Below are 26,050 nucleotides of genomic sequence, written 5' to 3' on the forward strand. Positions count from 1 at the left end.
CTCAGTGTGGCGCTGCCTCCAGCGCGGTGCGCACGGCCTTCGCCAGATCACTTCGGGTGAACGGCTTTGGCAGCAGCGCAACGGCCCGCCCTTGGCTGCCCACCTGGTCGTGGTCACGGGGATAGCCCGACGTGAACAGCACGGCGACCTCCGGCCAGCGTTCACGGACTTCCCGCACCAGCTCCCAGCCCGACATGCCGGGCATCACCACGTCCGAGAACAGCAGGTCCACCCTGGTATCCGGGCGTTCCAGCAGCCGCAGTGCGGAAGGGCCGTCGTGGGCTTCCAATACCCGGTAGCCCAGCAGCCGCAGTGCATCCACCGTGTGGGCGCGGACATCGTCGTTGTCCTCGGTCACCAGGATGGTTTCCTCGCGCGGCGAATAGCCTGCCAGGCCGGTCTGCGGAGTGCGCGCCTCGCTGGGCAACGGCAGCAGTGAACGCGGGAACATCATGGTGATGCTGGTGCCGCCGCCTTCCACCGAATCGATCAGCACGTGGCCGCCTGACTGCTTGACGAACCCATGCACCATCGACAGGCCCAGGCCGGTGCCACGGCCAACCTGCTTGGTGGTGAAGAAGGGTTCGAAGACCCGGGCGAGCGTCGCCGCATCCATGCCGTGGCCGTTGTCGCGCACCCGCAGCATCACGTACTCGCCCGGCGTTGCATCCGGGAACAGCGCGGCATAGTCGTGGTCCAGATGGCTGTTGTCGACTTCAATCACCAGCCGCCCGCCATGCGGCATCGCATCGCGGGCGTTGACCGCCAGGTTCAGTACGGAGGCCTCCAGTTGGCTGATGTCGATCTCCACGCACCAGATGTCCTCCGCGCTGCGGATCTCCAGCTGCACCAGTTCACCCAATGCACGCTGCAGCATGTCGTGCATGTCCAGCAGGCGGACATTGAGGTCAGCGGCCTGGCTGCGCAGCGGCTGGCGGCGGGCAAACGCCAGCAGGCGCTGGGTCAGGCTGGCGGCACGGCCCACCCCCTTCAGCGCATTGTCCAGCGCACGGCCCACCAGCGCACCGGCCTCGCCAGCCCTTTCACTGAGCAGCATGGCGTGCTCGACATTGCCGGAAATGACGGTCAGGATGTTGTTGAAATCATGCGCGATGCCGCCGGTGAGCTGACCGACCGCCTCGATCTTCTGTGACTGGCGCAGCGCGTGCTCGGCCTGCAGGCGTGCGGTGGTTTCGACGGCCTCGGAGACAACGGCGGTGACCGCCCCTTCGGCGTCGAGCAGCGGACGGAACGAGAAGTCGAAGCTGCGGCGGCCGGTCGGGAGCTCCAGCTCCAGCGCATGCAGTGAACTGCGGCCCTGCGCTGCGTCTCCGACTGCGCGGTCGATCGCTGCGCCCATGCCCTCGGTGGTGGCGAACCAGACCGATTCGGCGAAGTGCTGGCCAACAATGTCCTTCTTGTCTGCAAGTACAGCGGCCAAGGAAGCATCATTGGCATCGACCACGCATCCGCGCAGATCCAGCAGCACCTGATGCTGGAAGCTGGACTCGAAGATCGCCTGCAGGCGGCGCTTGCTGGCGCGCAGCTCGGCCGTGCGCGCCTGCACCTGCTGCTCGAGCAGCTGGTTGTCCTCACGCAGGGCCAGCTCGGCCTGCTTCAGCAGCGAGATGTCGCTGCCCAGGCAGATGTAGCCGGCCACGCTGCCATCGGCGGCATGCTCCGGCACGCATTCCATCTGTACGAAACGCGACTCGCCACTGCGATGGACGAGCTCGACCTGGAAGCTCGTGCGTTCGCCCTGCAGTACCCGTTCAAGGCTGGGCAAGGCGTGTTCGAATGCGGAGATGCCGCTGACATCGCGCGCGGTCCGGCCCAGCAGCTCGGCCAGGCTGAATCCATGCCAGTCCAGGAACGCCTTGTTGGCGAACCGGTAGCGATGCGCGTTGTCGAGCTGGGCGATCAGCGCGGGTACGGCATCGGTGACCTGCTGCAGCTGCGCCTGGCTCTCGTTCAGCGCCGCCTGGGCATGCATCAGCTGGGCGCGTTCATGGGCTTCCTGGCGAGCGCGGCGGATCGCATCCGGCAGGCGTTGCAGGCGCTGCTTGACGACGTAATCGCGCGCGCCACGGGTCAGCGCCTGTACGGCCAGCTCTTCCGTCAGCGTGCCGGAGACGAAGATGAAAGGGGTCTGTGGAATCCGCTCGCGCGCCAGCGCGAGGGCCGCATCGCCATCGAATCCGGGCAGCACATGGTCGGCCAGGATCACGTCGAACGCACGGTTGTCGATGGCCTCGATGAACGCATTGCGCGTCCACAGGCGCTCGACCTCGAACTCCAGGCCGGCACGCCGCAGCTGTGCGGTGATCAGCTCCGCATCAAGCGCGCTGTCCTCCAGCATGAGGATGCGCAGGCGCTCGCTGCGGCGCGATCCATCACGCATTGTGCTGCCCCGAGCCGCTGGGCCGGTGCGGTGGTGGCTGGTTGGTGATGCCCCAGAACATGCCCAGTCCTTGGATGGCGTCAAAGAACTCCTTGAAGTCGACCGGCTTGACCACGAATGCGTTGACGCCCAGTTCGTAACTGCGCACGAGATCCTGTTCTTCGCGCGAGGAGGTCAACATCACCACCGGCGTGCTGCTCAGCTGCGGGTCGCCACGCACCTGTTCCAGCACCTCCAGGCCGTTGACCTTGGGCAGCTTCAGGTCCAGCAGCACCACCACTGGGCCGCCGTGCATGGCGCCGGCGAACTTGCCTTCGCAGCGCAGGTAATCCAACGCTTCGGCGCCGTCGCGTACATGGATGACATCGTTCAACAGCTGGCAGCGCGCAAGCGCGGCCATCGTCAGCTCTGCATCCTTGGGGCTGTCCTCTACCAGGAGGATCGGCCGCAGGTCCCTCATGGGTGTTCTCCTGTGAAGCGGGGTAGGGTGAAATGGATTGTGGCGCCCTTGCCGGGCTCGCCCTCGGCCCAGGTACGGCCGCCATGGCGGCCGATGATGCGGCGGACATTGGCCAGGCCGATGCCGGTGCCTTCGAACTCTTCGACGTGGTGCAGGCGCTGGAACACGCCGAACAGCTTGTCCACGTAGCGCATGTCGAAGCCGCAGCCGTTGTCGCGCACGAAGAAGTGGTCTTCGTCGTCGTTTCGCTCGTGACCAACCTCGATCACTGCATGTTCGCGCTCGCGGGTGAACTTGATCGCGTTGGCCAGCAGGTTCTGCCAGACCAGGCGCAGCATCGTCGGATCGGCTTCAACCTCCGGCAGCGGTGCGAGCGTCCACTGCACGTCGCGGCCGGTGTAGTCCAGGGCCAGGCTCCGGCGCACATCCTCGGCCAGCGCGGTCATGTCCAGCCGTACACGCCCCAGCGTGGAGCGCCCCATCTGCGAGAAGCTGAGCAGGTCATCCACCAGCGTGCCGGCGGACTTGGCCGATTCCACGATCGTGTCCAGGAAGCGGCGCTCGGTATCGTTCAGGCGTTCGCCCGCCGAGCTGCCCAGCAGCTCGGAATAGCCGACAATGTGACGGAAGGGAGCGCGCAAGTCGTGGCTGACCGAATAGGAGAAGGCTTCCAGTTCCTTGTTGCTGCGGAGCAGCTGCTCGTTCAGTTCGGCCATTTCCTCGGCCTTGCGCAACACGATATCGACGATGGCCGTGCGCATTTCGTGTGCCGCTTCGCAGTCAGCGTCGCTCCACGGCAGGCTGCGCTGCTGCACGGTCTCCTTCCAGGCCTCGAACGAGTTGCGCGGGGACAGCGCAACGCCCGGTGCGGCTTCCTTGCGGGGATCGCCACCCCAGCGCACGGTACGCACCACTTCCGGCCGGAACCACATCAAATAACTGTCATGCAACTGCGAAATGGACACCGCCAGCAGGCCGCTGGCCACATCGGCCAGGTGCGCGGCAGGCGACCAGTCGGCTGCCAGGTGATCGGTGCAGTAGGTTTCCTGACCGGCCTGCTGCGCGGCCAACCAGTTCGCCAGGGCCAGCACGTCGCTGGCGGAAGGGCACTGGCCAACACGCAGGCAATCGCCTTTGTGAACGATCGCCGCGCCGGCCGCGCCGGTCAGCGACAGCAGGCTGGCCTCGTCCTGGCGCAGGGCCGCCATGAAGTCCTCGTCGCCGGCCATGCGACCCAGCAGCTTGACCAGTATCGAGCGCCGCGCGACGCGCTCTTCGATCGCACGCGCCCGCTCCTTCAACGCGATCTGCAGCGACAGGATCTGGCCCATGAGCTCGCAGGCGGTACGCACGTGGTAGGGCAGGCGCCGTGGCTGCACGGTGTGGCAAGACACCAGCCCCCACAAGCGGCCTTCATGCACCAGCGATACCGACATCGATGCGCCGGTCCCCATGTTGCGCATGTACTGCAGGTGGACCGGCGAGACGCTGCGCAGCACGGCCAGGCTCAGGTCGGTGGCTGGTGCGTCGCGATGGTCGTCGGCCCGCATCAACGGCGCGGGGGTGTAGTTGTTGTCCGCGATCAGGCGCACCCGGTTGCGGCGGTAGAGTTCGCGGGCCTGCGCAGGAATGTCCGATTCGGGGAAGCGCAGGTCAAGGTAGGACGGCAACAGGCCGTTGCCATCCTCGGCCACCACGATGCCATTCCAGACGGCATCGAACTGATAGACCAGGGTGCGGTCAAAGCCGGTCAGCCGGCGCATGTGCGCGGCAGCCAGCTGGCAGAGGTCTTCCACGGTGCCGGCCGACTCGATCCCGGCCATCAGCTCGCGGATGGCCGGATACAGTTCTTCCAGCGAGCCGGGCTGGCCGGGAACCGGCGCTTCCAGCTCGACCAGCAGATCGGTGGCGGAGCGATGCACCAGCAGTTGATGGCGGCCATGGCCATCCAGATGCACGGCACCGACATGCGCGCTGCTGCCGACCGTCGCCTGCTGGAACAACGCCTGGAACGGCGCCAGCGCACCGCCAAGCACCTTGCTGACATGCTGCGCCAACGGCTCGCCGAACTGCTGCAGCAGCCCCGGATGGCTGATGGCGCGCTCGAGCACCTGCAGGGACTGCGGCTCAACGACCAGAAGCACACCGTACGGCTGGATCGCGCCGGGGGTATGGATCGGTTCGCGCGCGCAGCTGGACGAGGCGGTGTCGTGCGCGGATTCAGCAGAAGGCATCAAGGGCAGGGCTCATGGTTCGTGGATGGCTGGATAGCCCAGTGATACATCCGTATCCATCAATGGTGAAGCAAAATCGTGCATCCGCCTACCAGTGTGTGCGTGTGAAGCGTGTTTCTGTCCAAGCTGAATTCTTCATGTAAAGGCCAGGTCGAACACTTGCAGTTTTCGCGAAGAGTACATCTGCGCTGCACATCAGCTCGACAGGTCATTGCCTAGGGTGGGTCCACTTCCCTGAGCGACCGCCCCGTGAATCTGCAGACCGTGCCCTTGCCCCCGTATCGCATGCTGCCTGACAGCTGCCAGTTCGAACTGCTGGATGTGGATGCGCTGCAGGACCCTGCCAGCGGCCGGTTGCTGCATCTGTACTCGCTGGTGGCCCGTTGCCTGTCCTGCGAGACGATCTTCAAGGCAGAGGAAGGGCAGGGCCTGGTCAGCCATACTGCGGCGCGGGTGGTGCGATGCCCTACTGGCTGCGGGCAGCAGGCGTTCAAGCCGGCCCTGCTGCGGAGCTGGCACCGGCAGGCCGCGGCCCAGGCGTGACCGGCAGAGGTCACAGCAGCCCGGGATTGGCTCGCCATACCGCGAAGTTGAGCGCTGAAGCGAACGAGATCCAGGCCAGATAGGGAAGCAGCAGTGCCGCCGCAATCGGACGGACGCGCGCAAACGCGACGGTTGTTGCGCATACCAGCGCAATCAATACAAGAATGTCGGCGAAGGCCAAGGCGCCCAGCTTCCAGCCGAAGAACAGCCAGCTCCACAGCGCATTGACGGCAAGCTGCACCAGGTAGAGCATCAGCGCCGGTCGTGCTCCACGCCAGCCGCGTTCGCGCCAGACCAGCCAGGCGGCAATGGCCATCATGGCGTAGAGCAAGGTCCACACCGGACCGAAGACACTGGCAGGTGGTGCCCACGGGGGAAGGGCGAGGGTGGTGTAGAAGCTTGCCGCGGATGCCGACGCCCACGCCCCCAGAGTGGCCGCGATGAAGGTGATCGCCATCCATCCCAGAAGCCCGAAAACCTGTGAACTCCGCTTCATACCGTGCAGCTCCATGATGCGCTTGATTGCGTCTACGCACTGAGGCCGCAAATGGATGCAGGCCGCCAGCCTTCAGTCCGATGAACCTGCGGCGCCCGTTCCCTGGCTCGCTGGCAGCAGGGAAGGCCGCTGATCAAACCACTCGCGTGCCTTGGCCAGGTGCCACTGGCGCTGGTCACCGTCCAGCTCGATGCCCGCACCCAGCAGCCCCCAGCGCAGATACAGGTCCCCGCGCTTGCGCTGGTCGAGCAGATCCAGCCGCGCGCGTACCGACAGGCGATCGTTCTCGGCCTGCAGTCCATCGATGACCAGATGGCCTGGGCGCCAGCGCAGCGTTGCCTGTGCCTGTACCTGTCCGGAATCCAGCAGCGACAAGGTCCAGCGCGGGTAGTCGGTGCGCTCTGCGAACAGTGCAAGCAACGGACGGGCGTCGCTGAGATCCAGATCCGTGGTGGCATCGACCTGGAAGGGCGACTGCGCATCGATGCGGCCACGCTTGAAGGCCACGCGGCCCTTCCATGCACTTGGGCGCTCTGTACCGGCCACCTGCACATTGCGCAGCTCCACGGTGGTGCCGGAGAGATCGAAATGACGTTCATTGAAGTCACCGCGGCGCAGGGTCGCGTTCACGCCGATATCGCCGCCCATTTCCAGTCCCGCCACCTTGGCACTGGCGTTGCGCGCAAACAGCCGGGCCGTGCCATGACCGACGCGTCCATCGGTGTCGAGCGTGGCATCGCCGCTCAGGCTGCCGGTGCCTTGAAGCAGCCGCACCTGCGGCGAGCCGAGGTAGCGGTTGTAGGCCGTCAGATCAGGGATGGTGGCTTCACTGAAGCGCAGCTGCGCGCGTACCCCTTTGCGCAACTCCTGCAGGCGGCCATCGCCGGCCAGGTCCAGGGCCAGGTCACGGCCGTCGAACAGGCGCACGCCCTTGGCATCGGTTGGCTGCGCAGTGAATCGTGGCAGTCGGACAGCCAGCTGTGCCTGGCTGGGGCTGCCGGCCTTCAATACGCCATGGGCACTGGCCGTGCCCGCCAAGCGGACGCCGGCGACCTCGGCCACGGCCGCGGCCGCCGGGATGTCCACAGTGCTGCCTTCGATCAGTTCGCCGTTGCGCAGGCGCAGATCGGCTTTCAGCGTGCCGCCTCCGTCCAGCTGCAGCCACGGCTTGCGGACGAACAGGGCAGGGATCCAGTTGAGCGAAGTGAACGTCCATTCGCCGCGCACTGTGCCCGAACTGCGGTCCAGCAGCTGTGCGGGCTGCTGGAAGGGGATGTCGCGGCCACTGACGCGCAGATCGGCATCCACTTCGCTGCCTGAGCCGGGTTTGGGCGGCAGGCGGGCCTGCAGGCGCAGGTCGTTGGCCACATTGAGCTGCAGGGCCAGCACGCCGCGGTCGGGGGCGCCGTCACCCAGGTAGAGCGGCACCTGCCAGATTGCGCGGTCCCCGGGCTGCAGCTGGCCGTCGATCAGGTGCAGCGCCAGTTGCAGGCGTCCGGGTATGGGCGCGCTGGAGATCTTCGGCGTTGTGGCATCCGTGTCCATGCGCAGGCCCTGGCTGCGGGCGTCGACCTCGAGCTGGGCATGCAGCAGCTTCAGCTTGGCCAGACCAGGCGCCTGGTCCCGATAGTGGCGCGGATAGCTGAAGCGTGCGCTGAGATTCATGTCACCCAGCAACTGCACACCGTCATAGCTGGTGTCCGCGTCGGCGAACGCAACTTCGGACTCGAAGAGCTCCGACGGCCCGCCGCGTAGCTGCTTGAGGAAGCCCACCGTGCCGTGGCCCTTGCCGATGATCAGCAGCTTGCCAAAGCGTGCGCTGCGGATGCTATCGCTGTGGATGGCGTCGAAACGGAGCGTCCAGCCGCGGTCGCTGCGCGGCGGTGGCGGGATGGCTTCTTCGACGCGGCTGATCTCGGCGGAAACCCCCGTCGCCTGCAAGCGCGGAACCCGTACCTCGCGTTGGAACAGGGGCAGTACCGCCAACCGGGCGCTGGCGCGCTCGGCATGCAGCACGTAGACCGTGTGGTTCACGTGGCCGCGCATGTGCACGTTCCAGGCGATGACATGGCCGGGCAGCAGCGTGATGGCCGGGCCGGTGGTCATCACGAACTTGTGCGGCTTGCGGTTGGTGACCTGATCGAACAGTGGGGTATTGAGGAAGATGTTGCCGGCCAGCAGGTACAGCAGGTAGATGCCCAGCAGGACGCAGGCAGGGACGCGCCACCGTCGAAGCCGGTGCGGGATGTGCACGGAAACAGGAGGCATCTACTGCTCTTAGGGCCGGAATTCCCACAACTATTGCGGAGCCGATGGCGGTGGCGCGTGAAGCGGCTACGGGGCAGGTGCCGGATTCTGGTAGTGTCCAGCCTGGTCACGACCACAGATCTGCAGGAGACGCATGGAGATCCGGCCCGCCCGTGCAGGCGATTTCGACGCGATGTGGGGCATGTTCAAGGCGGCCATTGCGGCGCAGGATGCGCTGCCCTTTGCCGGCTCTTTTGAAGTCGAGACGTTTCGCGCGCATTGGTTCCAGGCCCAGGCACCTCATGTAGCTGTGCTGGAGGGCCGGGTTGTGGGCATGTACAAGATGGGCCCGAACTACCCCGATCTGGGGGCGCATGTGGCCAGCGCCACGTATGTGGTGGATGCACCGGCACAAGGGCAAGGTGTGGGCCGGGCGCTGGTGGAGCAAAGCCTGGAGCGGGCGAGGGCGGAAGGGTTCCTGGCCATGCAGTTCAATTACGTGGTCAGTACCAATGGCCCGGCCGTGGCGTTGTATCGGAAGCTGGGGTTTGCGGTAGTGGGGACGCTGCCACAGGCCTTCCGGCATGGCCAGCGCGGGTTGGTCGATGTCTTCGTGATGCACAGGTTCCTGTAGTGCCGTCGCCAGGTCGGTCGCCTCAATCAGCATTCTTCGGGAGCGTAATGTCGAATGAGGTGCGGCCATCACGCCATCGTCCATGGACAGTGCCGCGGTGCGCGTGGCAGATTTCCCGCACCAGGAACAGGCCGAGGCCCAAGCTCGCGTGCTCGCCTTGTGACGCGTTGTGCGAGCCTCGGCGCAAGGGATCGAACAGACTGTTGAACGCTTCGTCCGGCAGTTCGGCGCCGGTGTTGCTCACCGTGATCATGATCTGGTCGACGAGGCCCTCAAGGCTGATCCGCACATCGGTGCCGTGTTCGCCGTACTTTGCAGCTCGACTTCCTCGCCAAGCGATTGGGCAAGATCGCAGTCCACCGGATGAATGGCCATCCCATCGCCCAGCTTGCTGCGACTGTAAGCCAGCAGGTCGTCGAGCAGCTTGTTCATGCGCATGCTGCCGTTGATGATCCGCTCGGCCTGCTTGGCCAAAGCTGGGTCCTGCAGGCCACTGGCCAGAGTGTCCGCCGAGAACATGACCGCTGCCAAAGGACCTCGGAGATCATGCCCGAGCGCTGCCAGGAAGATCTGCCGCCAGGATTCGACCTCGGCAGAGAACTGAGCAAGGGATTCGGCCACCGCCTGGTCGATGGCCTCATTGAAACGAAGGATGTCATCGATCGATGAAGTGGCCAGCTGCTGGTCGGATGCCCATCGCCGAAGTACCGAAGCCCGAAGCGCTCGATACTCAGCCACCATCTGGTTGAGGCCAAAGCCAGCGATGGCGCGGGTTCGGCCATGATAGGACGCGGCGGACTCGGGGCCGGGTTTCAACGGTGCAAGCCCGTGGGACTTTGCGAGCTGCTGGGAGTCTGTCTGCGGATCTGAGATCGTCTATGACCGCCTGAAGAATCTGGGGGAGATGATTCCGAAGTTGCTTTGCGCTGAACTCGACGGTATCGGGCGCCTGCGTTTCGGCGAATGCCACCGCGTCTTCGAGGATTTCCCGCGCATTCTGTTGGATAAAATCAGCCAGGCGCATCGCCAAACCCATCCTTAAGTGGTGCGCCGAGCCTGCACGAGGGCGTTTGGATACGGGGTGAGAAAGGCTCGGCCTGTGGGGCGCGGTTCTGCCGGTGTTCGGGCGGCAATGTTGCACGCTCGGAGATTGAAAAATTCCATCTTGTTGATTTATAAGGACGGGGGCCTCGAAATGCGTCAGGATGGCGCAAGTTCAAGATCGCAATTGGTGTGGGTGACCGGTAACGCTCGGGGATCCTGTGCCTAGGGTCAGATTGAAGCGGACAATGCCAATGGGCTGCGTCTAAGAACCTGACCAATCCCTTCTACCATCAAAGGCCATAGCGTGAAGGTAACCGCAGTCTACATCGATCTTGAATACTACAGTCACCCCATCCCGCTGCGTGTTCGCTACCAGCTTGCGTCCAACTACCTTTCGCTGTTCATCTCCGAATGGATAAATCGCCGCGATCTGGACCTGGGGTCATTCAACAGGTTGGTTTTCGTTGAGGGCTCAAAGGTTGACATGCAAGTCATGGGGGACAGGGCGTTTGCGGTGAGGATCTCAGAAACAGCAAGTGCCAGTGGATCACCGTTCGCTCCCGGTCAAGCGACCACTTCCGATGCGGACGTTCACAGCTACTTTGCTGACAAGTACCTGGAAGGATTTAATCGAATCGATGACTATTTCGGGATTTCGCTATCGAAACCTCTTGCTGAGGCAATCATGGTGCATTTCTCGAATGGCTATACCTATGAGACGGCCATAGCTGGGCGTGGCGCAAGGGACGGGAAGCTGAGGCTGTTCCACCGATACGCCACGGATAGGTACCAACTGGTTGCAGTGGAAGCGGATGGGGAAGCCGATGGTTTGGCAGCCGAGTACACGCTGATGGAGCTGATTCCCGATCCGTTCAAGGTCAGTTACCACATCTCAAACATTGTGATTGAGGGTCGACGAATTTCCATTGCGAACAAGACGGGCAGCGCAGTCGTGGTGAAGGAGATTTAGGTGCCGACTGACACTCTGATCGAACGTAAGTGATCAGGATGGCGAACTTCGATCTGCACCATGGGTTTGCAGCTATTATCGGGCGCACTACTACAGCCCAGACATGGGTCGGTTCATCAGCGAAGATTCCTATGGCTTCGCGTCAGGCGATGTGAACTTCTACGCCTACGCTCTGGGTAACCCGATCAGTTACAGCGATCCTTCAGGACACATCGCCTGGTTTGTCGTACTGCCGCTGATATGGGCTGGGATAGAAATTGCCCTATCGATCTATGATGCGATTGAGAGAGGAAAGACACTTCTGGATTCTTGTGAAACCACAGAAACGAAAGCAATTTCAGCTATATCATCTGGTATCGGACTTGCGGCGCGCGGCAAGATATCAGTGGCGGGAGGGTGGCCAAACTAGGCGCTGGACAACTGGCGGACAACAATGAGGATCAGGCGATGTATGAGTTCACTGCAGAAGTAGTTTCCGTAGAGGAAGATGGCTACTGCATCGTAGTCGGATTGGCAGATAGCTCAACCGAACCGTCCCGCTACGTGATAATTCAGAACGCTAAGAAGTATGACGATCAAGATAAGAAGTTAGGTATGGATCATGTCCATCTTGAGGTGGGGGGCGGCCTGGAGCCATGCTATGGCGGGCTGGAGGAAGTGTCCCTGCTGGGTTCCAAGCTCCAGCTGCTGCTCGCCGAAGTGGCGCAGAGGAAGCTTGGTATCAAAGGTGGGATAGCGGTGACGCTGAAAACGTTGGGCAAGCCTGGTTCGCTGGAGGCGGCGTTAGATAATATCTGCGCTTCAGAGAAGATTCCGTTTGCGCTGAGTTCAACTGGGAAGATTTGATTGCGTCGCTAACAGATTCGCGACGCACCATTGGCGATTCAATTGCTACAAGTTAGCGCGCAAGCTGCCCGAAATTCGCAGCGCTCAACATGAGGGGGGCGAGACAGGCGGCGCGCCAGCCAGTCCCGCAGCGGCTGGAACATAATATACAGAATGGGTCAGTAGCCCCCCGCTAACCGCCTGATTTTGGGCGGTTTTTGCGTTTCCGACGCTCGGCAACGACAGCGCCACCAGCGCGACGACCGCAGCCGCCGCGCTCATTCGGTCCAGCATCAGCCGCCACAGCGCACGCTCCGTTGCAGTGGTCGCCCGCTCGGCGTGGATCATCGCGATCCACGTGGGGCCATCCAGTTTTGCCAGTGCGCAGATCTGCGCAATTCGCTCATCAGCCAGCGGCGTGTCGCCTTTCCGCCATCTGGACACAAGCGAACGGGTGACAGTCAGCCTTTCGGCCAAAGCCATGTCTGACGCGAGATTCAAGCGGATTTTCACGTTGTCAAGTAGTTCGTTGACGGCTGTCATGGTGGCTCCAGTTGATCGATCAGTTGACACGTGTTTCGTGATCAGTTTACATGCGCCACGTTGAGTGATCACTCAACACCCGCCACCGGCACCCCAAGGCCGCTGGCGGGTTCTCTTGGGGCTTGGGGTAGGGGAGCAGGGATGATCGATCCGTTCATTGCCTTCGTGCTGCTGGCGGCCATCGTGGCCGTATCCATTGGCAGCGCCAAGCTCGTTTCGTGGTGCCTCGACCGGCGTGGGGAGTCCGCCCGTCGCAGCGCACACGAAACGGCCTTCGTCGTCCAGGCACGCACCGAACTGGCCGCAACCGGTTGGACCCCGGATCACGAAACGCTCTATCAGGCCGAAATCGCCGCCACCAAGCGCGGTGATCTTCTTGCCGCCGCTCGCTACGCCGAAGAGCAGGAGCGCGCCGCATGAGTACGTTTCCCTCTTTCGCCGAACTGGCGGAGTTCGATATGGGTCTTGCGGGGTGCGCCGCGCTCATCGCCGTTTGGCTGGGAGTGGCATTGCTCTCCATTGTGATCGAGCAGGCATGGCTGGGGCTTCGTCGCCTGTGGAAGCTCGGCAAGGACCGCTCCAATGGCCGGTGATCGCGCGGTGCTGGCCGGGTCGGGACTCCCCTCGTCTAACAGGGGAGTCAGTGAATTCAGGAACGCCGATGGAACCCTGACGGTCGGCATTGACTGGTTTTCCGCTTCCATCGATCTGTGCGCAGCGCTGGACGAGGTCGCGTTCCGTGATGGCGACAGCTTCGAAGAGGTCCGGCAGTGGATCGAGTTCTCCCCGGAGAACGCACGTATCGCAGCCCTGCAGGTGTTCTGCTGGTTCTTCGCTGGGCTTGGCCTTGAACTGGATGAAACAGCCGGTGGTGGGCGCTTCTACACGTGGCGTATCAAGATCATCGACGCTGCCAAGAAGTTCGTCGGGATGATCGAACTCGGCGGCGAAGAGTGCCGACGCGCAGATGGCACGTATACCGCCCGCATCGAGCTAACCGGTGATGGATGCAAGGCGATAGGCGCAGCGCGCTGCGGCCATGCGCAGCGGTGGCTGGAGCTTCGAGCGAAGCTCGAAAGCTGCGCCGGAAGGATCACCCGTGTCGATGTGTGCGCCGATGACCTGGTGGGCGACTACCCATTGCGCATGGCGCAGAAGTGGTACGCCAATGGCGACTTCGACAACCGTGGTCAGCGCCCCAAGGCGCAGCTGGTGGACGACTACGACAGCGGTGACGGCAAGACGCTCTATATCGGCGGCAAGAAGTCGGAAAAGCAGCTGCGCGTCTACGAGAAGGGCAGGGAGCAGGGCGACAAGAGTTCACCGTGGGTGCGCTATGAGGCGCAGTTCCGCAACTCCAACCGCAAGGAACTGCCCCTCGACATTCTGCGTGATCCGGCCTCCTACCTGCTGGGTGCCTATCCGGTCCTGTCCTTTCTGCGGTGCGTCGCCACGCGTATTGAAATCACGAAAGCGGCCGTCGATGCCACGTGGAAGAGCGTTCGCCGCCACATCCGCCGCCAGTACGGCGCGGCCCTCAACTTCATCGCCAAGAACTGCCCGGATGATCAGTCCCTGCGGTCGGTAATCGAATCCTGCACTTCGCCATCGCTGCCGAAGTGGGTCACAGGTGACACAGCAGCGCACTGGCCCGAAATCGCGGCCGTACAGCCAACCTCAAAGGGGTAACAGCACATGAGCATCAAGGTCACCGTCCTCAAGAATGAAATTGACGAACGCGGCGGCAGCTTCAAGAACGACGCTGGCGACAACGTCGAGTACACCACCCGCAAGCAGAAGGCGAAGCTTGAAACCGGTGGTTTTGCGTATCCGTTCGACGTGCGCCTGGACAAGGGCCAGCCGGGTTACCCCGAAGGCGAGTATGAGCTCGATGTTGAATCCATGTTGCAGGTCAACAAGGGCGTCGCCTCGCTGAGCAAGTTCACCGTTCTGCGCATGGTGCCCAAGGCTGCACCTCGCGCCGCGACCCCGTAACCAATCGAGCCGTGCCCGTGCCTTTGGCGCGGTCACGGCGAAGGAGTCCCTATGGAAGAGACCGTTCTTGTCCTGCACTGCAAGGCATCCGATTTCGATGCTGCAACAGGGCAATGCGCGCACCCCTTCTATGGACCAGCGCCGATCCTTTTGCCACCGATCAGCGTTGCCGATTCCCTAGTTATCAGCTGCTCAATCGCAGGTATGTGGGGCGTCGGATTCATGATCCGGCAAGCACGCCGGGTCACAGGTGGTTAACCATCCAATCCAGAGAGAAGACCATGATCAAGAACCTGCGCAAGATCGGCCTCAAGGCAGCTGCCATCGCTTCCACCGCAATGGTGGCGGCACCGGCATTCGCTGGTGACCTCGCTACTGCGGCAACCGAAGGCATGGATAAGGGCGAGCTGATGCTCATCGGCGCTGCTGTCCTGACACTGTGCGGTGTCGTCGCACTGATCAAGAAGGGTCAGCGCGCCTCCGGCGGCTGATTTAAGCAGTGCCACACGGGGCGGGGAAACCCGCCCTTTTTCATTTGAAGGGGAACGTCATGGCATACGCAGGGTATTTCGTGATGATCGGTTTTTTGGGGGCGCTATGGCTCGCATTGGATGGTTGAGCTTCATAGTCTCTTTCGCAATCGCGGGGCTTTCGTTGATGCCCGTTGATGCGCACGCTCAAAGCAAGAACTGCACCACCGATGCAGCCCAGTGTTCAGTGGCTGAAGCGCAGGGCCAATGTAATGCGTATCAGCCGGGGCTTCCTTCTGGGGTGGTTTCGATTGCACGCAAGCAGTGCATTCGTATCCCCAATGGTGATGATCGCGGCTGGTTCGTCATGAACTTCTGGGGTAAGAACAGCAACAATGGTGAGGTTGGTCCCTATAACCCAGGTATCAACTGGTACTACCGCAACAAGTGTTCTTCGGAGGCCACCTATACGGGCACGGGCCCGTGGTCTTCGATTCAATCCGCAAAAAATGGAAGTATCGGTTGCCGCAACGGTTGCAATGGCGTGTGGAACTCAAATTCTGACGGAACTATGAATTGGGCGCCCACATCATTGATCTGCCCTGATGATGAGGAGCAGCAATGCAAGGCACTCGGAGGTGGGTATTTCTGGAACTCGCTCTTGAAAGTCTGCGAGCCGACTGACGACGGAAAATGCCCTAACGGCGCCAAGCCAAACTCGCTCGGAAAGTGCGCGCCTGAGCCTTGCCCAGAAGGGATGGCGCAACAGCAGGATGGCACATGCAGGAAGAAAGAGAACGAATGTCCTGCTGGGCAGGTTCGTTCGCCCGATGGTCGCTGCTTGCCCGGCGATGGTCAGTGCGCCAAGGGCGAGGTTCGTGGGCCCGACGGCACGTGCAAGAAGGATTCCGATGATGACGGGAAACCTGATGAGCCGGGCGAGAATGACACCTTCTCAGGCGGCGACGATTGCAGCGTTCCACCTTCGTGCAGCGGCTCTCCGATCCTGTGCGGTCAGGCGCGTATCCAGTGGCGGATCGACTGTAACACCCGAAAGAACCGCAACATCGCGGGAGGCTCGTGCGCTGCGATGCCCGTATGCACCGGGGAGAAGTGCGATGCAATGGAGTACGCGGGACTTCTGATGCAGTGGCGCACCGCTTGTGCTGCAGAGAAGCTCGCAAGCCAGGGCAACAACAATGGCGGTGACGGTGCGCAGCCTGAGTGGACCAAGGTAGGTGGCATGTCGACGGATCCCGGGCTTGGGTCATCGCCCGACGACACGAAAGTTCTAACGGTCAAGAAACTCGGGGTTGAGCAGCTGGATCAATCCGGGTTCGGCGGTGGCGGTAGCTGCATCGGATTCGCCGTCAGCGGTGGCAGTGGAATCGGCTCAGGCTTTGCCCAAGCAATGGCGTCGCCTCCGGACTTCTTCTGCAACTACATCATCCTGATTCGCGCAGTGATCATTCTTTCCGCAACGGTCACGTGCGCTTTTATCCTTAGTAGTGGAGGGAAGAACTAATGCCAATGATCATTGCCGCGCTCGTGAGCATGTTGCTGCAAGCGCTGCGCCAGTATCTACCGGGCATCATCGGGCGCGTTCTGCTTGCCTTCGGTATTGGCCTCGTTACGCATGAGGTGGCGCTGCCAGCCGTCAAGGGCTTCATTCAGAGCAAGATTTCCACCCTCGGCCCCGTACTTGTCGCCTATTTCGATTACACCGGGTTCGGCGTGGCCGTCACGATGATCCTGTCGGCATGGGCGGCCACCTATGCGCAAAAGGCCATGCTTGCGAAGCTGGGGTCCAACTGATGGCGCTCTATCTCGTTACCGGCCAGCCCGGCCATGGCAAAACGGCCTATGCCCTGGACAAGGCATTCAAGTTCCAGAAGGAGGGCAGGGCGATCTACGCTCACGGCGTCAAGGACCTCGACTATGCGAAGGCGGGGTGGACGTACCTTGATGACCCTACCCAGTGGGAAGCGTTGCCCGACGGGTCCGTTGTGTTGCTCGATGAGTGCTATACGATCCTGCCGAATCGCAACCCCGGTGCGAAGGTTCCGCCGCACATTGAGGCGATGGCCCGTCATCGTCATCGTGGCTTCGACTTCATCCTGATCGCGCAGCAGGGCTTGCAGCTAGACCCTTTCCTGCGCGGCCTCTATGAGGAGCATGTGCATGTTCGGCAGACGTCGATTATGCGCAGCAAGACCAAGCTCAAGCGTTGGAATCAGTATCAGAGCAACGTACAAGCTGTTTGTGCGGACACGGTTGACTGGGTTCGACCAAAGTACGTCTTTGACTACTACACCAGCACCACGATGGTGACCACCAAGCGGCAGATGCCGATGTGGCTGCGCTACCTGATCCTTGGTGTTGTTGTCCTGGGGATCATCCTCTTCGGAATCCGGTGGTACTTCGCATCCAAGATCGCGGAATATGGAGCCGAACGACCGGCGGCTACACAACCGGTAGCGCGTGCTGCCGCAACTGCCGACAGCGGAGCGGCGGCGGGTGCGGCGGCTCCGCGCGTATACGAGACAACTGCTCAGTACGCAACGGCTCACAATCCTCGCATCGGGACTATGCCCTGGACTGCGCCTATCTACGATCAGCGAGCTGTCACCACGGACCCGCAGCTCTACTGCATCGCCAGCGGGGAGGGGCTTGACGGCAACGGGCGCCATACTGAAGCCACCTGCACATGCCTGACAGAGCAGGGCACGCGCTATGAACTTAGTCAGCCCGAATGCCGCACGCTGGCGCGTAATGGCCCGGTCTACAACCCCTACAAGACAACGCAGCCTCCAGCGCCTGCGCAAGCTCCCGCAATGCCGGCAGCTGCCAGTCCACGTGCGACGGCCGGCATACAGGGAGCAGTGATTAGCCGCGGCGAACGCGCCAATGGCAGCTTCCCGGAGTCGCCTGCGTTCGAGTCCGACACGTACCTCACAAGCCCGACTACCGCGACAAGGCTCTGAAAATTGTGACTGCGCGCAGTCTCAGCATGGCTCGCCCGGCATGTCACGCCAGCCACCACCGTCCATTCGCTTGAATCGCTTTCCTTCAATGCATCGCTCACCGGCTCCGAGTGGCCGACGCTCGCGCACCGGTAGCGCGCGGTCCAACTGAAGCGTTCGTCTCACTGCTGCAACCTCGGCAGCGGTTTCCGCCTCAAGCTGACGGGTCTTCTTTTCCATTTCGGTGTCGAACGCGGCCTGTTCCTGAGCTGTCATTGGCCTCATTAGCTCACGCGTCATAGCAGCCGCTTGCCGTCGAGCATTCCACTCGATCAGCCCCATAGCGATCAGGATAAGTGCCACTGCGGCAACGGCCATGTAGAGCCAGGGCGACGTTGGCTCCTGTCTGGGTACTGCTCGGCGTTGATGATTTCGGAACCGGACCTCTTGCAGGTCCGGCGCGCTAAAGGTCGGTTCGTGTCGTTCGCGTTCCATACGGCCCCCCAAGGCGTCCTGCGCGCATTGTAGCCGGGGTGTAGGGGCGGCGCCCCTACGGAAGCGCCTCACACGCGCTGGCGTGGCCTCGGCCCCGGGATTGGCAGGACACCCGCCGCAGGATCGGCGTCAGGGCCAGCCATCGCCGCGTAAGACCGCTTTGCGCGACGATGAGCAACCTCGGCCAGGTCAACGATGCCCGCACGCCCGAATGGCCGTTTCTGACCGCCTCGGGCAATCTCCATCATTCGACGCCATTCCTGCGCCTGTGCGGCCAGCAGGGACAGCCACGCAAGGTCCTGCGGTTCCAACTCGCGGCCTTCGGGCGTGACCAGTCGGCCACCCTTAAACGAAAAACCGGCCCAAGGGCCGGTTAGGTTGCGATCACGCACAATCAGGCTCCATGCCACAGCAGGGCCAAGGGGCGAGGCAAGCTCCGTGCCAGTCTGGCCCAGAGCCGATGAACATAATATACATTATGCGAAATGCCGTATCCGTCGAATCTGGGCCTTTGTTGGCTCCGCATGGCAATGGCTGGGCCTCTGGCTCGGCTCTTGCCTGCGACCTGGGACCCCGGCCAAGGATGAGATCGCGGCATGATTGAGTTCGACCCGCACCACCGTATTGACTTGACCGGCCCTTGGTGACTGCCACAACGGAAACGCCCCAGATCCCACAGCTGTCCGCCCGTACTTCCCCACAAGGACGCCCGCGATTTCCAGATCTCCCCCAAAGATGCCCTTGATTCCTGGATCCGCACCTAAGACGCCCTCGATTTCTGGCTCCACATCCAGCTCGCCCTTGAGTTCCCAACTGCGCACCTGATCGGTCAGAGCTTGTTGTTCATCGCAAACACTCTTAGTGTGCCACCTGTGGTCACTGTGTCCGAACGGTCACCCAAGCCATTCAGGCCCTTGACCCCCACGCCCAGGTGGACGTCGATCTGGGCAGTGGCGTGGTCAAGATCGAGGGCCTGCTTGCCGTAGAACAGGCGGTTGAGGCTATCCAGCGGCAAGGCTATGTGATCGCTGCGGTGCTCCCTTCTGAGGCTGGTACGCCGGCCGCCCCGGCCGTCGCATCCTCCTGCTGCGGCGGATGCCACCGCTGAGTCCGCGCGAGGGCTTGATCCTGATCAATGACAGTCGGCCCCAAGAGGGCTAGACTGGCCATCATGAGAGCTCGCACGTCCCCTGCCCTGATCTGCCCAGCGTCCGCAGGCGCTGCTTCGGGCGTGCGGGAGCTGTCATGGTGAGGCTGCTGAGGCGATGGCGGCGACCCCGTTCTCGTGCCCGACTGGCATGGCTGGGACTGTGGGCGCTGCTGCTGCAGCAACTCGCGCTGGTGGCTTACGCCTGTCCGCTGGAATCGGTGGAAGCTGGACAAGCGACCCTGATGGTCGGTTGCAAAGAGATGTCCACGCCGGATCCCGATGCTCCGGCGTTGTGCGACCAGCATTGCCAGCGCGATCACATCGCCACGGCCGATGCGAAGGCCCCTCAAGTGCCTTACCAGCCCGCGCTGGCCGCCTTCGCGCTGGTGCAGGCTCTGTTGCCACCGGTACACGCGCAGTTCTATCGGGATGTTCCGGTGTGCGTGTCCGATCCGCCTCCCCTGCAGCGCTTCTGTAGCCTGCTGATTTAAGCCCCCTCCTGGATTGACCCGTGCTCGTGCTGCATGCGTTGCAGCGCGCTCGTTGTCGTTTCCCGGAGGTCTTATGGAGATGTCTTTCTTCTTGCGTGCAAGGCGCAAGATGGCGTGTGGGTTCGTGTTTGCCCTGGCGCTCAGTGGTCCTGTGCTGGCGGCATCGCCCGCTATCCCGATCAGCTACACAGAAGCCCTACAACGGGCGCTTGCTAACGCCCCAACCCTGCAGGTGCGCCGATCGCAGATCGATGCCAGTACCGAAGAAGCCGCGCGTGCTGGCGCGCTTCCCGACCCACGTTTGATCGTGGGGCTGGCGAACTGGCCCGTCAGCGGACCCGATGCCTTCAGCTTGCGGGCCGATGAGATGACCACCCAGCAAATCGGTCTGATGCAGGAGTTTCCTGCGCGTGCGAAACGACGTGCCGAGCACGCGTTGGCGCAAGCGACGCTGGCGCAAGCGCGCTCACTGTCGATGGCCGAACAGCAGATGGTGGCCCAAGCGGCCGCGCTGGCCTGGATCGAGCTGTGGAGTACGCAGCAAGCCGTAGATGCGTTGGAAGGTCTGCGCGAGCCGGCCCGTATAGCCGAGCGTGCGGCGCGTGCTCGCTTGGCAGGCGGCACGGCCGGGGCCAGTGATGTGCTTGCCGCCCAGGCCGCCCTACTGCAGTTGGACAATCGCCTGGAGCAGGTACATGCGGAGCACGCCGCCGCGCAGGCCGGCCTGGCGCGGTGGTTGGGTATTGCACCAGAGGCGATCTTGGCCAGTGGTGCGGCACCGGATTTTTCGCAGTTGCCATTGGAGCCCACCCAACTGCTGGCCAAACTGGACCAACACACGCCACTACTGGGCTGGGAGGCACGCGAGAGCTTAGCCCAGGCCCAGGTGGATGCGGCCGTGGCCGAAACCCGCCCGGATTGGAGTGTGGAGCTCACCTACGGACGTCGCGAGCGCGCACCCGACGGCATGGCGCGCAGCGACATGCTCATGGTGGAAGTGGGTGTGGGCCTGCCGCTGTTCCAGAAGAACCGCCAAGCACGAGGCATCGCGGCACGGCGGGCCGAGCTGGAGGCGGTGTCCGCAGAGCGCGATGAGGCCCGGCGCATCCAAGCCGAGTCGGTGCAACGCGCGATAGCGCGATGGCGCGGGTTAACCGGCCAGTTGGAGCGCCAGAACACGCAGAGCCTGCCTTTGGCGCGCGATCGTGCACGCACGGCGTTGGCCGCCTACGGCGCCGGTGCCGACCTGCAGCCGTGGCTGGAAGCGCGGCGCGATGAGATCGAATTGCACCTGGAGAACGCCCGTCTGCTGGGCGAACAGGGCCGTGCCTGGGCGGCACTGGCCTATCTGCTACCCCATGAGGAGAACACGCCATGAGCCCGACCAAGACGCGTCTCACACAGCTCGCCGTGGCCCTCGGGTTGCTGGCGCTCGGCTTTGCCGGCGGCTACGCCTGGATGACTCGAACCTCTGATACCACCCCGCCCCCCGGCACGAGCGTCGCAGATCAAGCACGCAAGGTGCTGTACTGGTACGACCCCATGGCGCCGGAGCAGCGATTCGACAAGCCGGGCAAATCTCCGTTCATGGATATGGAGTTGCTGCCCAAATACGCAGATGAGGCCATAGGGGGCGGAACGCAGATCGATCCGCGCCTGCAGCAGAACGTGGGCATACGCACTCAGGAAGTGACGGTAGAGTTACTAGGGACTGCCGTACGCGTGCCGGGCACACTGACGTGGGATCTGACCCAGGAAAGCGTGATCAGTGCGCGCATGGAAGGCTTGATCACCCACGTGCAGGTAAAGGCGCCGTTTACCGAGGTTCGTCGTGGTCAAACGCTGGCCACCGTGCAGGCCCCGGCATGGAACGCGGCCATCGCCGAAGCACATGCCCTGAGCCAAGCTCAGTCCGCGGGCGCGCGTGAGCTGCAGGGTGCGGCGCAACAACGGTTGCGTTCGTTGGGTGTTCCTTCTGGCGCCTCGGCCAGAAGTGGCGTCGTGCTTAGCGCAGATCACAGTGGTGTCGTGACCGAGATCCTGGCACGCGAGGGACAGACGGTGATGCCCGGTACGCCACTGTTCAAGATCAATGGGCTGGACACGTTGTGGCTGGAGGCCTCGGTACCCCAGGCAGCGCTGGGCACCTTGCGGCCGGGGACCTCAGTGCAGGCCACGGTCAGTGCCTGGCCGGCAGAGCGCTTTGCCGGACAGATCCAGGCGTTGCTTCCCCAGGTCGACATGGCTAGTCGCACGCAGCGGGCGCGAATTGTGCTGCGCAACCCGCAGCGTCGGCTGGTGCCGGGCATGTTCGCCGAGGTTCTGGTGCAGCCCGACGCCGAGCAGGCCCTGCCAGTCGTTCCCACGGAGGCGCTGATCGCCACCGGGCGGGACAGCCGGGTCATCGTGCAGGATCCGGACGGGAGCTTCCGGCCAGTGCGGGTGAGTGTGGGACGTAGCGTGCAAGGGCGCACGCAAATCGTGGCAGGCTTGGCCGGTGGTGAACGCGTGGTCGTCTCGGGTCAGTTCTTGCTCGACTCCGAAGCCAGTCTCTCCGGTGCGTTGGAGCGCCTGGGTGCTGCACAACCGACACGCCCTGCCAGCGCATCAGGTGTGCACGAGCGCCATGACGCCGGGCACGAACCACGCACTGTCGTGCCGTCACCGTCCAGACAGCCGGCGCCTGTCGCGCCAGACACCTCCACCTCTACGCCGCCGCGCTGCCCGGTGCAGTACTGGTATGACCCGATGGTGCCGGAGAAGCATTTCGACAAGCCGGGCAAGTCACCGTTCATGGATATGCAGTTGGTACCCAAGTTCGGCCCCGCCGCAGCCGCTGATTGCCAGGCAAGCGAGGTCATGTCCGAAGCGATGGAGGGCACACCATGATCGCGCGCCTGATCCATGCTTGCATCGCCAATCGCGTGCTGGTGCTGGTTGCCGCCGCGCTGCTGGCGGTGGTCGGTATCTGGTCGGTAAAGAACACGCCGCTGGATGCGCTGCCGGACCTGTCCGATACCCAGGTCATCATCCGCACGCAATGGGCGGGGCAAACCCCGCGCATCATCGAAGACCAGGTCACCTACCCGTTGGCCACCACGATGTTGTCCGTGCCGGGCGTGAAGGCGGTACGCGGCTTCTCCTTCTTCGGTGATTCATTCGTCTACATCCTGTTTGACGATGCCACTGATCTTTACTGGGCGCGCTCTCGAGTGCTCGAGTACTTGAGCCAGGTACGCGATCGACTTCCGCCGAATGTGAATCCGGCGCTGGGTCCTGATGCGACAGGACTGGGCTGGATCTACCAGTACGCCTTGGTGGATCGGACAGGTCAACGTGATGTGGGGCAGCTGCGTGCGTTGCAGGACTGGTTTCTTCGTTATGAGCTAAAAACCGTGCCGGACGTGGCTGAAGTAGCCAGTGTGGGCGGTGCGGTGCGCGCCTGGCAGATCCAGCCCGATCCGCAGGCGTTGGCGGCCCGTGGACTGACGGTGGCCGAGCTCATCGAGGCGGTGGATGCGGCCAACGGCGCTACCGGGGGCTCGGTGATCGAACAAGGCGAAGCCGAACTGATGGTGCGCAGCGAAGGCTACCTGCGCACACAGGAGGCGTTCGAACAGGTGCCGGTAACCGGCAACGACGGCATCCCCGTCCTGCTCGGCGAGGTGGCCACGATCAGTCGCGGGCCGGTCTTCCGTCGTGGTATCGCAGAGTTGGATGGTCAAGGTGAGGTGGCCGGCGGCGTGATCGTCCTGCGGACCGGCAAGGATGCCTTGGGGGCCATTCGGAACGTCAAAGCGCGACTGCAGGCGTTGCAATCCAGCTTGCCCGAGGGCGTGGAAGTGGTGCCGGTGTACGACCGCTCCGAGCTGATCCAGGATGCGGTACGCAACCTCACCCACAAGCTTGGCGAAGAGTTTCTGGTCGTAGCGCTGGTATGCCTGCTGTTCCTGTGGCACCTACGCTCGGCGTTGGTGGCCGTCATCACCCTGCCTTTGGGTATCCTGGCGGCCTTCATCGTGATGCACGCCCAGGGGATCTCCGCCAACTTGCTGTCATTAGGCGGCATCGCCATCGCCATTGGTGCGATGGTCGATGCAGCGGTGGTGATGATCGAAAATGCACACAAGCATCTGGAGCACTGGCGGGAGGCGCACGGCCGGGAACCTCAGGGTGAGGAGCGCTGGCAGCTGATGGCCCGCTCGGCGGCCGAGGTCGGACCGGCCCTGTTCGCCAGCTTGCTGGTCATCACCCTGTCTTTCGTGCCGGTTTTTGCCCTGCAGGCGCAGGAAGGGCGATTGTTCTCGCCTCTGGCCTACACCAAGACCTACGCGATGGCCGCCGCAGCAGGGTTGTCGGTGACCTTGATCCCCGTCTTGATGGGCTACCTGATCCGCGGCCGCATCCGCCCGGAACAGCAGAACCCCATCAATCGCATCCTGATCGCTGGCTATCGGCCCATCCTGCTGTGGGTCCTCAAACATCCCGGTGTCACCTTGCTGCTCAGCGGCCTGCTGCTAGTGCTCACCTTGATCCCCTTTAGCCGGTTGGGCAGTGAGTTCATGCCGCCCTTGGAAGAAGGCAGCCTGTTGTACATGCCCACGGCCCTGCCCGGCCTGTCCGCCGACAAGGCCCGTCAGTTGCTCCAGCTCTCGGGCCGGATGATCAAGACCGTACCGGAGGTTGAGCACGTGTTCGGCAAGGCGGGCCGTGCCGAAAGTGCGACCGATCCGGCACCGATCGAAATGTTTGAGACCACCGTGACCTTCAAGCCGCGGGATCAATGGCGCCCGGGCATGACCCCCCAGAAGCTACGCCAGGAGTTGGACGCAGCGGTCAAGATTCCCGGTCTGACCAACCTATGGGTCCCGCACATTCGCAATCGCATCGATATGTTGGCCACCGGCATCAAGAGCCCGATTGGGATCAAGGTCTCCGGACCCGATGTGGAGCAGATCGAGCGCCTGAGCCAGCAGATCGAGCAGGTGGCCAAGACTGTGCCCGGCGTGAGTTCGGCACTGGCCGAACGCGTCACGGGTGGGCGCTATGTCGATGTACAGGTGCGCCCGGAAATCGCTGCACGTTACGGATTCACTCAAGGCCAACTCCAGCAACTGATTGCCACGGTCGTTGGCGGTGATCCAATCGGGGAAACGATCGAGGGGCGCGAACGCTATCCCATCGTCTTGCGCTACCCCCGTGGCCAGCGTGACTCGTTGCAGGCCTTGCAGGATCTGCCGCTGATCGCGCCAGGCGGTGTGCAACTGACCTTGAGCCAGGTGGCGGAGCTGTCAATCAGCCCAGGCCCGCCGATGCTCAAGAGCGATAACGGCCGGTTGGTGGGCTACATCTACGTGGATGTGGCCGATCGCGACTTGGGATCGGTGGTCCAGGACCTGCAAGCCGCGGTGCAGACCCAGGTGAGTTTGCCTGCCGGCTATGGTCTGGCGTGGTCGGGGCAGTACGAGTATCTGCAACGGGCTTTGGCACGCCTGCAATGGGTGGTGCCCGCGGCGTTGGCGATCATCTTCCTGGTCATCTGGATGGTGTTTCGCCGGCTTAGCGATGTATCCATCATCCTGCTCAGCTTGCCCTTGGCGTTGGTGGGCGGTTTCTGGTTGATCTGGGGGCTGGGCCATGCGATTTCGGTGGCCAGCATGATCGGATTCATCGCCCTGGGCGGCGTTGCGGCTGAGTTCGGCGTCATCATGCTGCTGTACCTGCGTCATGCCTGGGAGCAGCGCTTGGCCAGCGGTGCGCCGGAAGATGTGTCTACCCTGCAAGAGGCTATCTACGAAGGCGCCGTGCAACGGGTGCGCCCGAAGGCGATGACGGTAGCCGTCATCCTGGCCGGGTTGTTTCCGCTTTTCGTCGGTGCCGGTGCCGGCTCGGAGGTCATGCAACGTATCGCCGCGCCGATGCTGGGTGGCATGCTCACCGCACCGGTGCTCTCTATGGTGGTGATTCCCGCAGCGTTCTATCTAGTGCGGCGACGTGGATTGCGCGCGGCGCGGGGCGACCAATGAGAGACAGACTGAGCACTTGAGGTAAGTCCCCACAAAAAGACGCCAGTCATGGAAGAAGTCATG

Annotated in this window: 28 protein-coding genes and 1 pseudogene; 19 read left to right on the plus strand and 10 right to left on the minus strand. The window is 63.0% G+C overall.

What is annotated here, in order from left to right:
- Position 1: 1 nt before the first annotated feature.
- From VG543_RS04215 to VG543_RS04225, 3 genes are read right to left on the minus strand one after another with little or no spacing between them, the layout of a single operon-like run.
- On the minus strand, positions 2-2,401 hold the full coding sequence (locus VG543_RS04215; RefSeq protein WP_423177845.1) for a hybrid sensor histidine kinase/response regulator: 2,400 nt from the start codon (positions 2,399-2,401) through the stop codon (positions 2-4).
- Entirely contained in the window at positions 2,394-2,861 is a 468-nt protein-coding gene (locus VG543_RS04220; protein ID WP_423177847.1) for a response regulator, read from the minus strand. The genes VG543_RS04215 and VG543_RS04220 overlap by 8 nt, the downstream gene beginning before the upstream one ends.
- Positions 2,858-5,095, minus strand: coding sequence for an ATP-binding protein (locus VG543_RS04225; RefSeq protein ID WP_423177849.1), 2,238 nt, complete (start codon positions 5,093-5,095; stop codon positions 2,858-2,860). Before VG543_RS04225 ends, VG543_RS04220 begins: the two co-directional genes overlap by 4 nt.
- Positions 5,096-5,344: 249 nt before the next feature.
- On the opposite strand from VG543_RS04225, the gene VG543_RS04230 reads away from it, so the two are divergent.
- Positions 5,345-5,638: a hypothetical protein gene (locus tag VG543_RS04230; RefSeq protein ID WP_031269080.1), complete on the plus strand. Its 294-nt coding sequence runs from the start codon at positions 5,345-5,347 to the stop codon at positions 5,636-5,638.
- Between the two features lie 10 nt (positions 5,639-5,648).
- On the opposite strand, the gene VG543_RS04235 is transcribed toward VG543_RS04230, so the two are convergent.
- A complete protein-coding gene (locus VG543_RS04235; RefSeq protein ID WP_026346980.1) occupies positions 5,649-6,134 on the minus strand; it encodes a TspO/MBR family protein in 486 nt (161 codons plus the stop codon).
- A 72-nt stretch (positions 6,135-6,206) separates the two neighbouring features.
- Positions 6,207-8,402: a hypothetical protein gene (locus VG543_RS04240; RefSeq protein ID WP_423177851.1), complete on the minus strand. Its 2,196-nt coding sequence runs from the start codon at positions 8,400-8,402 to the stop codon at positions 6,207-6,209.
- Between the two features lie 133 nt (positions 8,403-8,535).
- Here VG543_RS04240 and VG543_RS04245 point away from each other — a divergent pair, with 133 nt between their 5' ends.
- Entirely contained in the window at positions 8,536-9,015 is a 480-nt protein-coding gene (locus VG543_RS04245) for a GNAT family N-acetyltransferase (RefSeq protein WP_423177852.1), read from the plus strand.
- Positions 9,016-9,037: 22 nt separating this feature from the next.
- On the opposite strand, the gene VG543_RS04250 is transcribed toward VG543_RS04245, so the two are convergent.
- On the minus strand, positions 9,038-9,304 hold the full coding sequence (locus VG543_RS04250; protein ID WP_423177853.1) for an ATP-binding protein: 267 nt from the start codon (positions 9,302-9,304) through the stop codon (positions 9,038-9,040).
- Complete coding sequence (locus VG543_RS04255) at positions 9,265-9,831, minus strand: histidine kinase dimerization/phospho-acceptor domain-containing protein (protein WP_423177855.1); 567 nt, start codon at positions 9,829-9,831, stop codon at positions 9,265-9,267. Before VG543_RS04255 ends, VG543_RS04250 begins: the two co-directional genes overlap by 40 nt.
- 88 nt (positions 9,832-9,919) lie before the next feature.
- On the opposite strand from VG543_RS04255, the gene VG543_RS04260 reads away from it, so the two are divergent.
- The 4 genes and pseudogenes from VG543_RS04260 (at position 9,920) to VG543_RS04275 (ending at position 11,875) form a co-directional block, all read left to right on the plus strand.
- Positions 9,920-10,057 carry a hypothetical protein gene (locus tag VG543_RS04260; RefSeq protein WP_251102018.1) on the plus strand — a complete coding sequence of 46 codons (138 nt, stop codon included), beginning with the start codon at positions 9,920-9,922 and terminating at the stop codon, positions 10,055-10,057.
- Between the two features lie 306 nt (positions 10,058-10,363).
- Positions 10,364-11,029, plus strand: a complete 666-nt coding sequence (locus VG543_RS04265) for a hypothetical protein (protein ID WP_058981655.1) — start codon at positions 10,364-10,366, stop codon at positions 11,027-11,029.
- A gap of 79 nt (positions 11,030-11,108) precedes the next feature.
- A pseudogene (locus tag VG543_RS04270) lies at positions 11,109-11,438 on the plus strand (RHS repeat-associated core domain-containing protein); the annotation flags it as partial.
- Between the two features lie 38 nt (positions 11,439-11,476).
- Positions 11,477-11,875 (plus strand): Imm10 family immunity protein, encoded by a 399-nt coding sequence (locus tag VG543_RS04275; RefSeq protein WP_058981654.1) that lies wholly within the window; start codon positions 11,477-11,479, stop codon positions 11,873-11,875.
- A gap of 84 nt (positions 11,876-11,959) precedes the next feature.
- On the opposite strand, the gene VG543_RS04280 is transcribed toward VG543_RS04275, so the two are convergent.
- Positions 11,960-12,397, minus strand: a complete 438-nt coding sequence (locus tag VG543_RS04280; RefSeq protein ID WP_423177856.1) for a DUF3693 domain-containing protein — start codon at positions 12,395-12,397, stop codon at positions 11,960-11,962.
- Positions 12,398-12,538: 141 nt separating this feature from the next.
- Between VG543_RS04280 and VG543_RS04285 the strand changes: the two genes are divergently transcribed.
- The 8 genes from VG543_RS04285 (at position 12,539) to VG543_RS04320 (ending at position 17,846) form a co-directional block, all read left to right on the plus strand.
- Positions 12,539-12,817 (plus strand): hypothetical protein, encoded by a 279-nt coding sequence (locus VG543_RS04285; protein WP_423160580.1) that lies wholly within the window; start codon positions 12,539-12,541, stop codon positions 12,815-12,817.
- Positions 12,814-12,990 carry a hypothetical protein gene (locus VG543_RS04290; RefSeq protein ID WP_423160582.1) on the plus strand — a complete coding sequence of 59 codons (177 nt, stop codon included), beginning with the start codon at positions 12,814-12,816 and terminating at the stop codon, positions 12,988-12,990. The genes VG543_RS04285 and VG543_RS04290 overlap by 4 nt, the downstream gene beginning before the upstream one ends.
- Positions 12,980-14,086 carry a replication initiation factor domain-containing protein gene (locus VG543_RS04295; protein WP_423160584.1) on the plus strand — a complete coding sequence of 369 codons (1,107 nt, stop codon included), beginning with the start codon at positions 12,980-12,982 and terminating at the stop codon, positions 14,084-14,086. The genes VG543_RS04290 and VG543_RS04295 overlap by 11 nt, the downstream gene beginning before the upstream one ends.
- A gap of 6 nt (positions 14,087-14,092) precedes the next feature.
- Positions 14,093-14,392, plus strand: coding sequence for a single-stranded DNA-binding protein (locus tag VG543_RS04300; protein WP_423160586.1), 300 nt, complete (start codon positions 14,093-14,095; stop codon positions 14,390-14,392).
- Between the two features lie 281 nt (positions 14,393-14,673).
- A complete protein-coding gene (locus tag VG543_RS04305; RefSeq protein WP_329762793.1) occupies positions 14,674-14,883 on the plus strand; it encodes a hypothetical protein in 210 nt (69 codons plus the stop codon).
- 124 nt (positions 14,884-15,007) lie between these two features.
- Positions 15,008-16,387: a hypothetical protein gene (locus VG543_RS04310; protein WP_423160589.1), complete on the plus strand. Its 1,380-nt coding sequence runs from the start codon at positions 15,008-15,010 to the stop codon at positions 16,385-16,387.
- 5 nt (positions 16,388-16,392) lie between these two features.
- Positions 16,393-16,677: a DUF2523 family protein gene (locus VG543_RS04315; RefSeq protein WP_423160591.1), complete on the plus strand. Its 285-nt coding sequence runs from the start codon at positions 16,393-16,395 to the stop codon at positions 16,675-16,677.
- On the plus strand, positions 16,677-17,846 hold the full coding sequence (locus VG543_RS04320) for a zonular occludens toxin domain-containing protein (protein WP_423160593.1): 1,170 nt from the start codon (positions 16,677-16,679) through the stop codon (positions 17,844-17,846). The genes VG543_RS04315 and VG543_RS04320 overlap by 1 nt, the downstream gene beginning before the upstream one ends.
- A gap of 21 nt (positions 17,847-17,867) precedes the next feature.
- Here the strand turns inward: VG543_RS04320 and VG543_RS04325 are convergent, their stop codons facing one another.
- Together VG543_RS04325 and VG543_RS04330 are read right to left on the minus strand one after the other, a co-directional pair.
- Positions 17,868-18,188, minus strand: coding sequence for a hypothetical protein (locus tag VG543_RS04325; protein ID WP_423177857.1), 321 nt, complete (start codon positions 18,186-18,188; stop codon positions 17,868-17,870).
- A gap of 200 nt (positions 18,189-18,388) precedes the next feature.
- The gene (locus VG543_RS04330; RefSeq protein WP_423160597.1) at positions 18,389-18,730 is read right to left on the minus strand and encodes a DUF3653 domain-containing protein; all 342 of its coding nucleotides are present in this window, start codon (positions 18,728-18,730) and stop codon (positions 18,389-18,391) included.
- A 494-nt stretch (positions 18,731-19,224) separates the two neighbouring features.
- On the opposite strand from VG543_RS04330, the gene VG543_RS04335 reads away from it, so the two are divergent.
- From VG543_RS04335 to VG543_RS04355, 5 genes are all read left to right on the plus strand, one after another.
- Positions 19,225-19,428, plus strand: a complete 204-nt coding sequence (locus tag VG543_RS04335; RefSeq protein WP_076738464.1) for a hypothetical protein — start codon at positions 19,225-19,227, stop codon at positions 19,426-19,428.
- Positions 19,429-19,565: 137 nt separating this feature from the next.
- Positions 19,566-19,961: a hypothetical protein gene (locus VG543_RS04340; protein WP_024957397.1), complete on the plus strand. Its 396-nt coding sequence runs from the start codon at positions 19,566-19,568 to the stop codon at positions 19,959-19,961.
- A 73-nt stretch (positions 19,962-20,034) separates the two neighbouring features.
- Positions 20,035-21,339, plus strand: coding sequence for a TolC family protein (locus tag VG543_RS04345; protein ID WP_170935783.1), 1,305 nt, complete (start codon positions 20,035-20,037; stop codon positions 21,337-21,339).
- Entirely contained in the window at positions 21,336-22,850 is a 1,515-nt protein-coding gene (locus VG543_RS04350) for an efflux RND transporter periplasmic adaptor subunit (RefSeq protein ID WP_005413406.1), read from the plus strand. Before VG543_RS04345 ends, VG543_RS04350 begins: the two co-directional genes overlap by 4 nt.
- Positions 22,847-25,987: an efflux RND transporter permease subunit gene (locus VG543_RS04355; protein WP_423177859.1), complete on the plus strand. Its 3,141-nt coding sequence runs from the start codon at positions 22,847-22,849 to the stop codon at positions 25,985-25,987. The genes VG543_RS04350 and VG543_RS04355 overlap by 4 nt, the downstream gene beginning before the upstream one ends.
- Positions 25,988-26,050 lie beyond the last annotated feature (63 nt).

This window comes from Stenotrophomonas sp. CASM101, from assembly GCF_049384845.1.
GTDB lineage: Bacteria > Pseudomonadota > Gammaproteobacteria > Xanthomonadales > Xanthomonadaceae > Stenotrophomonas > Stenotrophomonas hibiscicola.

Coding starts and splice junctions, on each gene's coding strand:
- VG543_RS04290 (WP_423160582.1), top strand. CDS start 12,814: ATGAGTACGTTTCCCTCTTTCGCCGAACTGGCGGAGTTCGATATGGGT.
- VG543_RS04340 (WP_024957397.1), top strand. CDS start 19,566: ATGGTGAGGCTGCTGAGGCGATGGCGGCGACCCCGTTCTCGTGCCCGA.
- VG543_RS04350 (WP_005413406.1), top strand. CDS start 21,336: ATGAGCCCGACCAAGACGCGTCTCACACAGCTCGCCGTGGCCCTCGGG.
- VG543_RS04240 (WP_423177851.1), bottom strand. CDS start 8,402: ATGCCTCCTGTTTCCGTGCACATCCCGCACCGGCTTCGACGGTGGCGC.
- VG543_RS04300 (WP_423160586.1), top strand. CDS start 14,093: ATGAGCATCAAGGTCACCGTCCTCAAGAATGAAATTGACGAACGCGGC.
- VG543_RS04275 (WP_058981654.1), top strand. CDS start 11,477: ATGTATGAGTTCACTGCAGAAGTAGTTTCCGTAGAGGAAGATGGCTAC.
- VG543_RS04280 (WP_423177856.1), bottom strand. CDS start 12,397: ATGACAGCCGTCAACGAACTACTTGACAACGTGAAAATCCGCTTGAAT.
- VG543_RS04315 (WP_423160591.1), top strand. CDS start 16,393: ATGATCATTGCCGCGCTCGTGAGCATGTTGCTGCAAGCGCTGCGCCAG.
- VG543_RS04305 (WP_329762793.1), top strand. CDS start 14,674: ATGATCAAGAACCTGCGCAAGATCGGCCTCAAGGCAGCTGCCATCGCT.
- VG543_RS04285 (WP_423160580.1), top strand. CDS start 12,539: ATGATCGATCCGTTCATTGCCTTCGTGCTGCTGGCGGCCATCGTGGCC.
- VG543_RS04225 (WP_423177849.1), bottom strand. CDS start 5,095: ATGCCTTCTGCTGAATCCGCGCACGACACCGCCTCGTCCAGCTGCGCG.
- VG543_RS04355 (WP_423177859.1), top strand. CDS start 22,847: ATGATCGCGCGCCTGATCCATGCTTGCATCGCCAATCGCGTGCTGGTG.
- VG543_RS04345 (WP_170935783.1), top strand. CDS start 20,035: ATGGAGATGTCTTTCTTCTTGCGTGCAAGGCGCAAGATGGCGTGTGGG.
- VG543_RS04260 (WP_251102018.1), top strand. CDS start 9,920: ATGATTCCGAAGTTGCTTTGCGCTGAACTCGACGGTATCGGGCGCCTG.
- VG543_RS04215 (WP_423177845.1), bottom strand. CDS start 2,401: ATGCGTGATGGATCGCGCCGCAGCGAGCGCCTGCGCATCCTCATGCTG.
- VG543_RS04245 (WP_423177852.1), top strand. CDS start 8,536: ATGGAGATCCGGCCCGCCCGTGCAGGCGATTTCGACGCGATGTGGGGC.
- VG543_RS04235 (WP_026346980.1), bottom strand. CDS start 6,134: ATGAAGCGGAGTTCACAGGTTTTCGGGCTTCTGGGATGGATGGCGATC.
- VG543_RS04220 (WP_423177847.1), bottom strand. CDS start 2,861: ATGAGGGACCTGCGGCCGATCCTCCTGGTAGAGGACAGCCCCAAGGAT.
- VG543_RS04295 (WP_423160584.1), top strand. CDS start 12,980: ATGGCCGGTGATCGCGCGGTGCTGGCCGGGTCGGGACTCCCCTCGTCT.
- VG543_RS04320 (WP_423160593.1), top strand. CDS start 16,677: ATGGCGCTCTATCTCGTTACCGGCCAGCCCGGCCATGGCAAAACGGCC.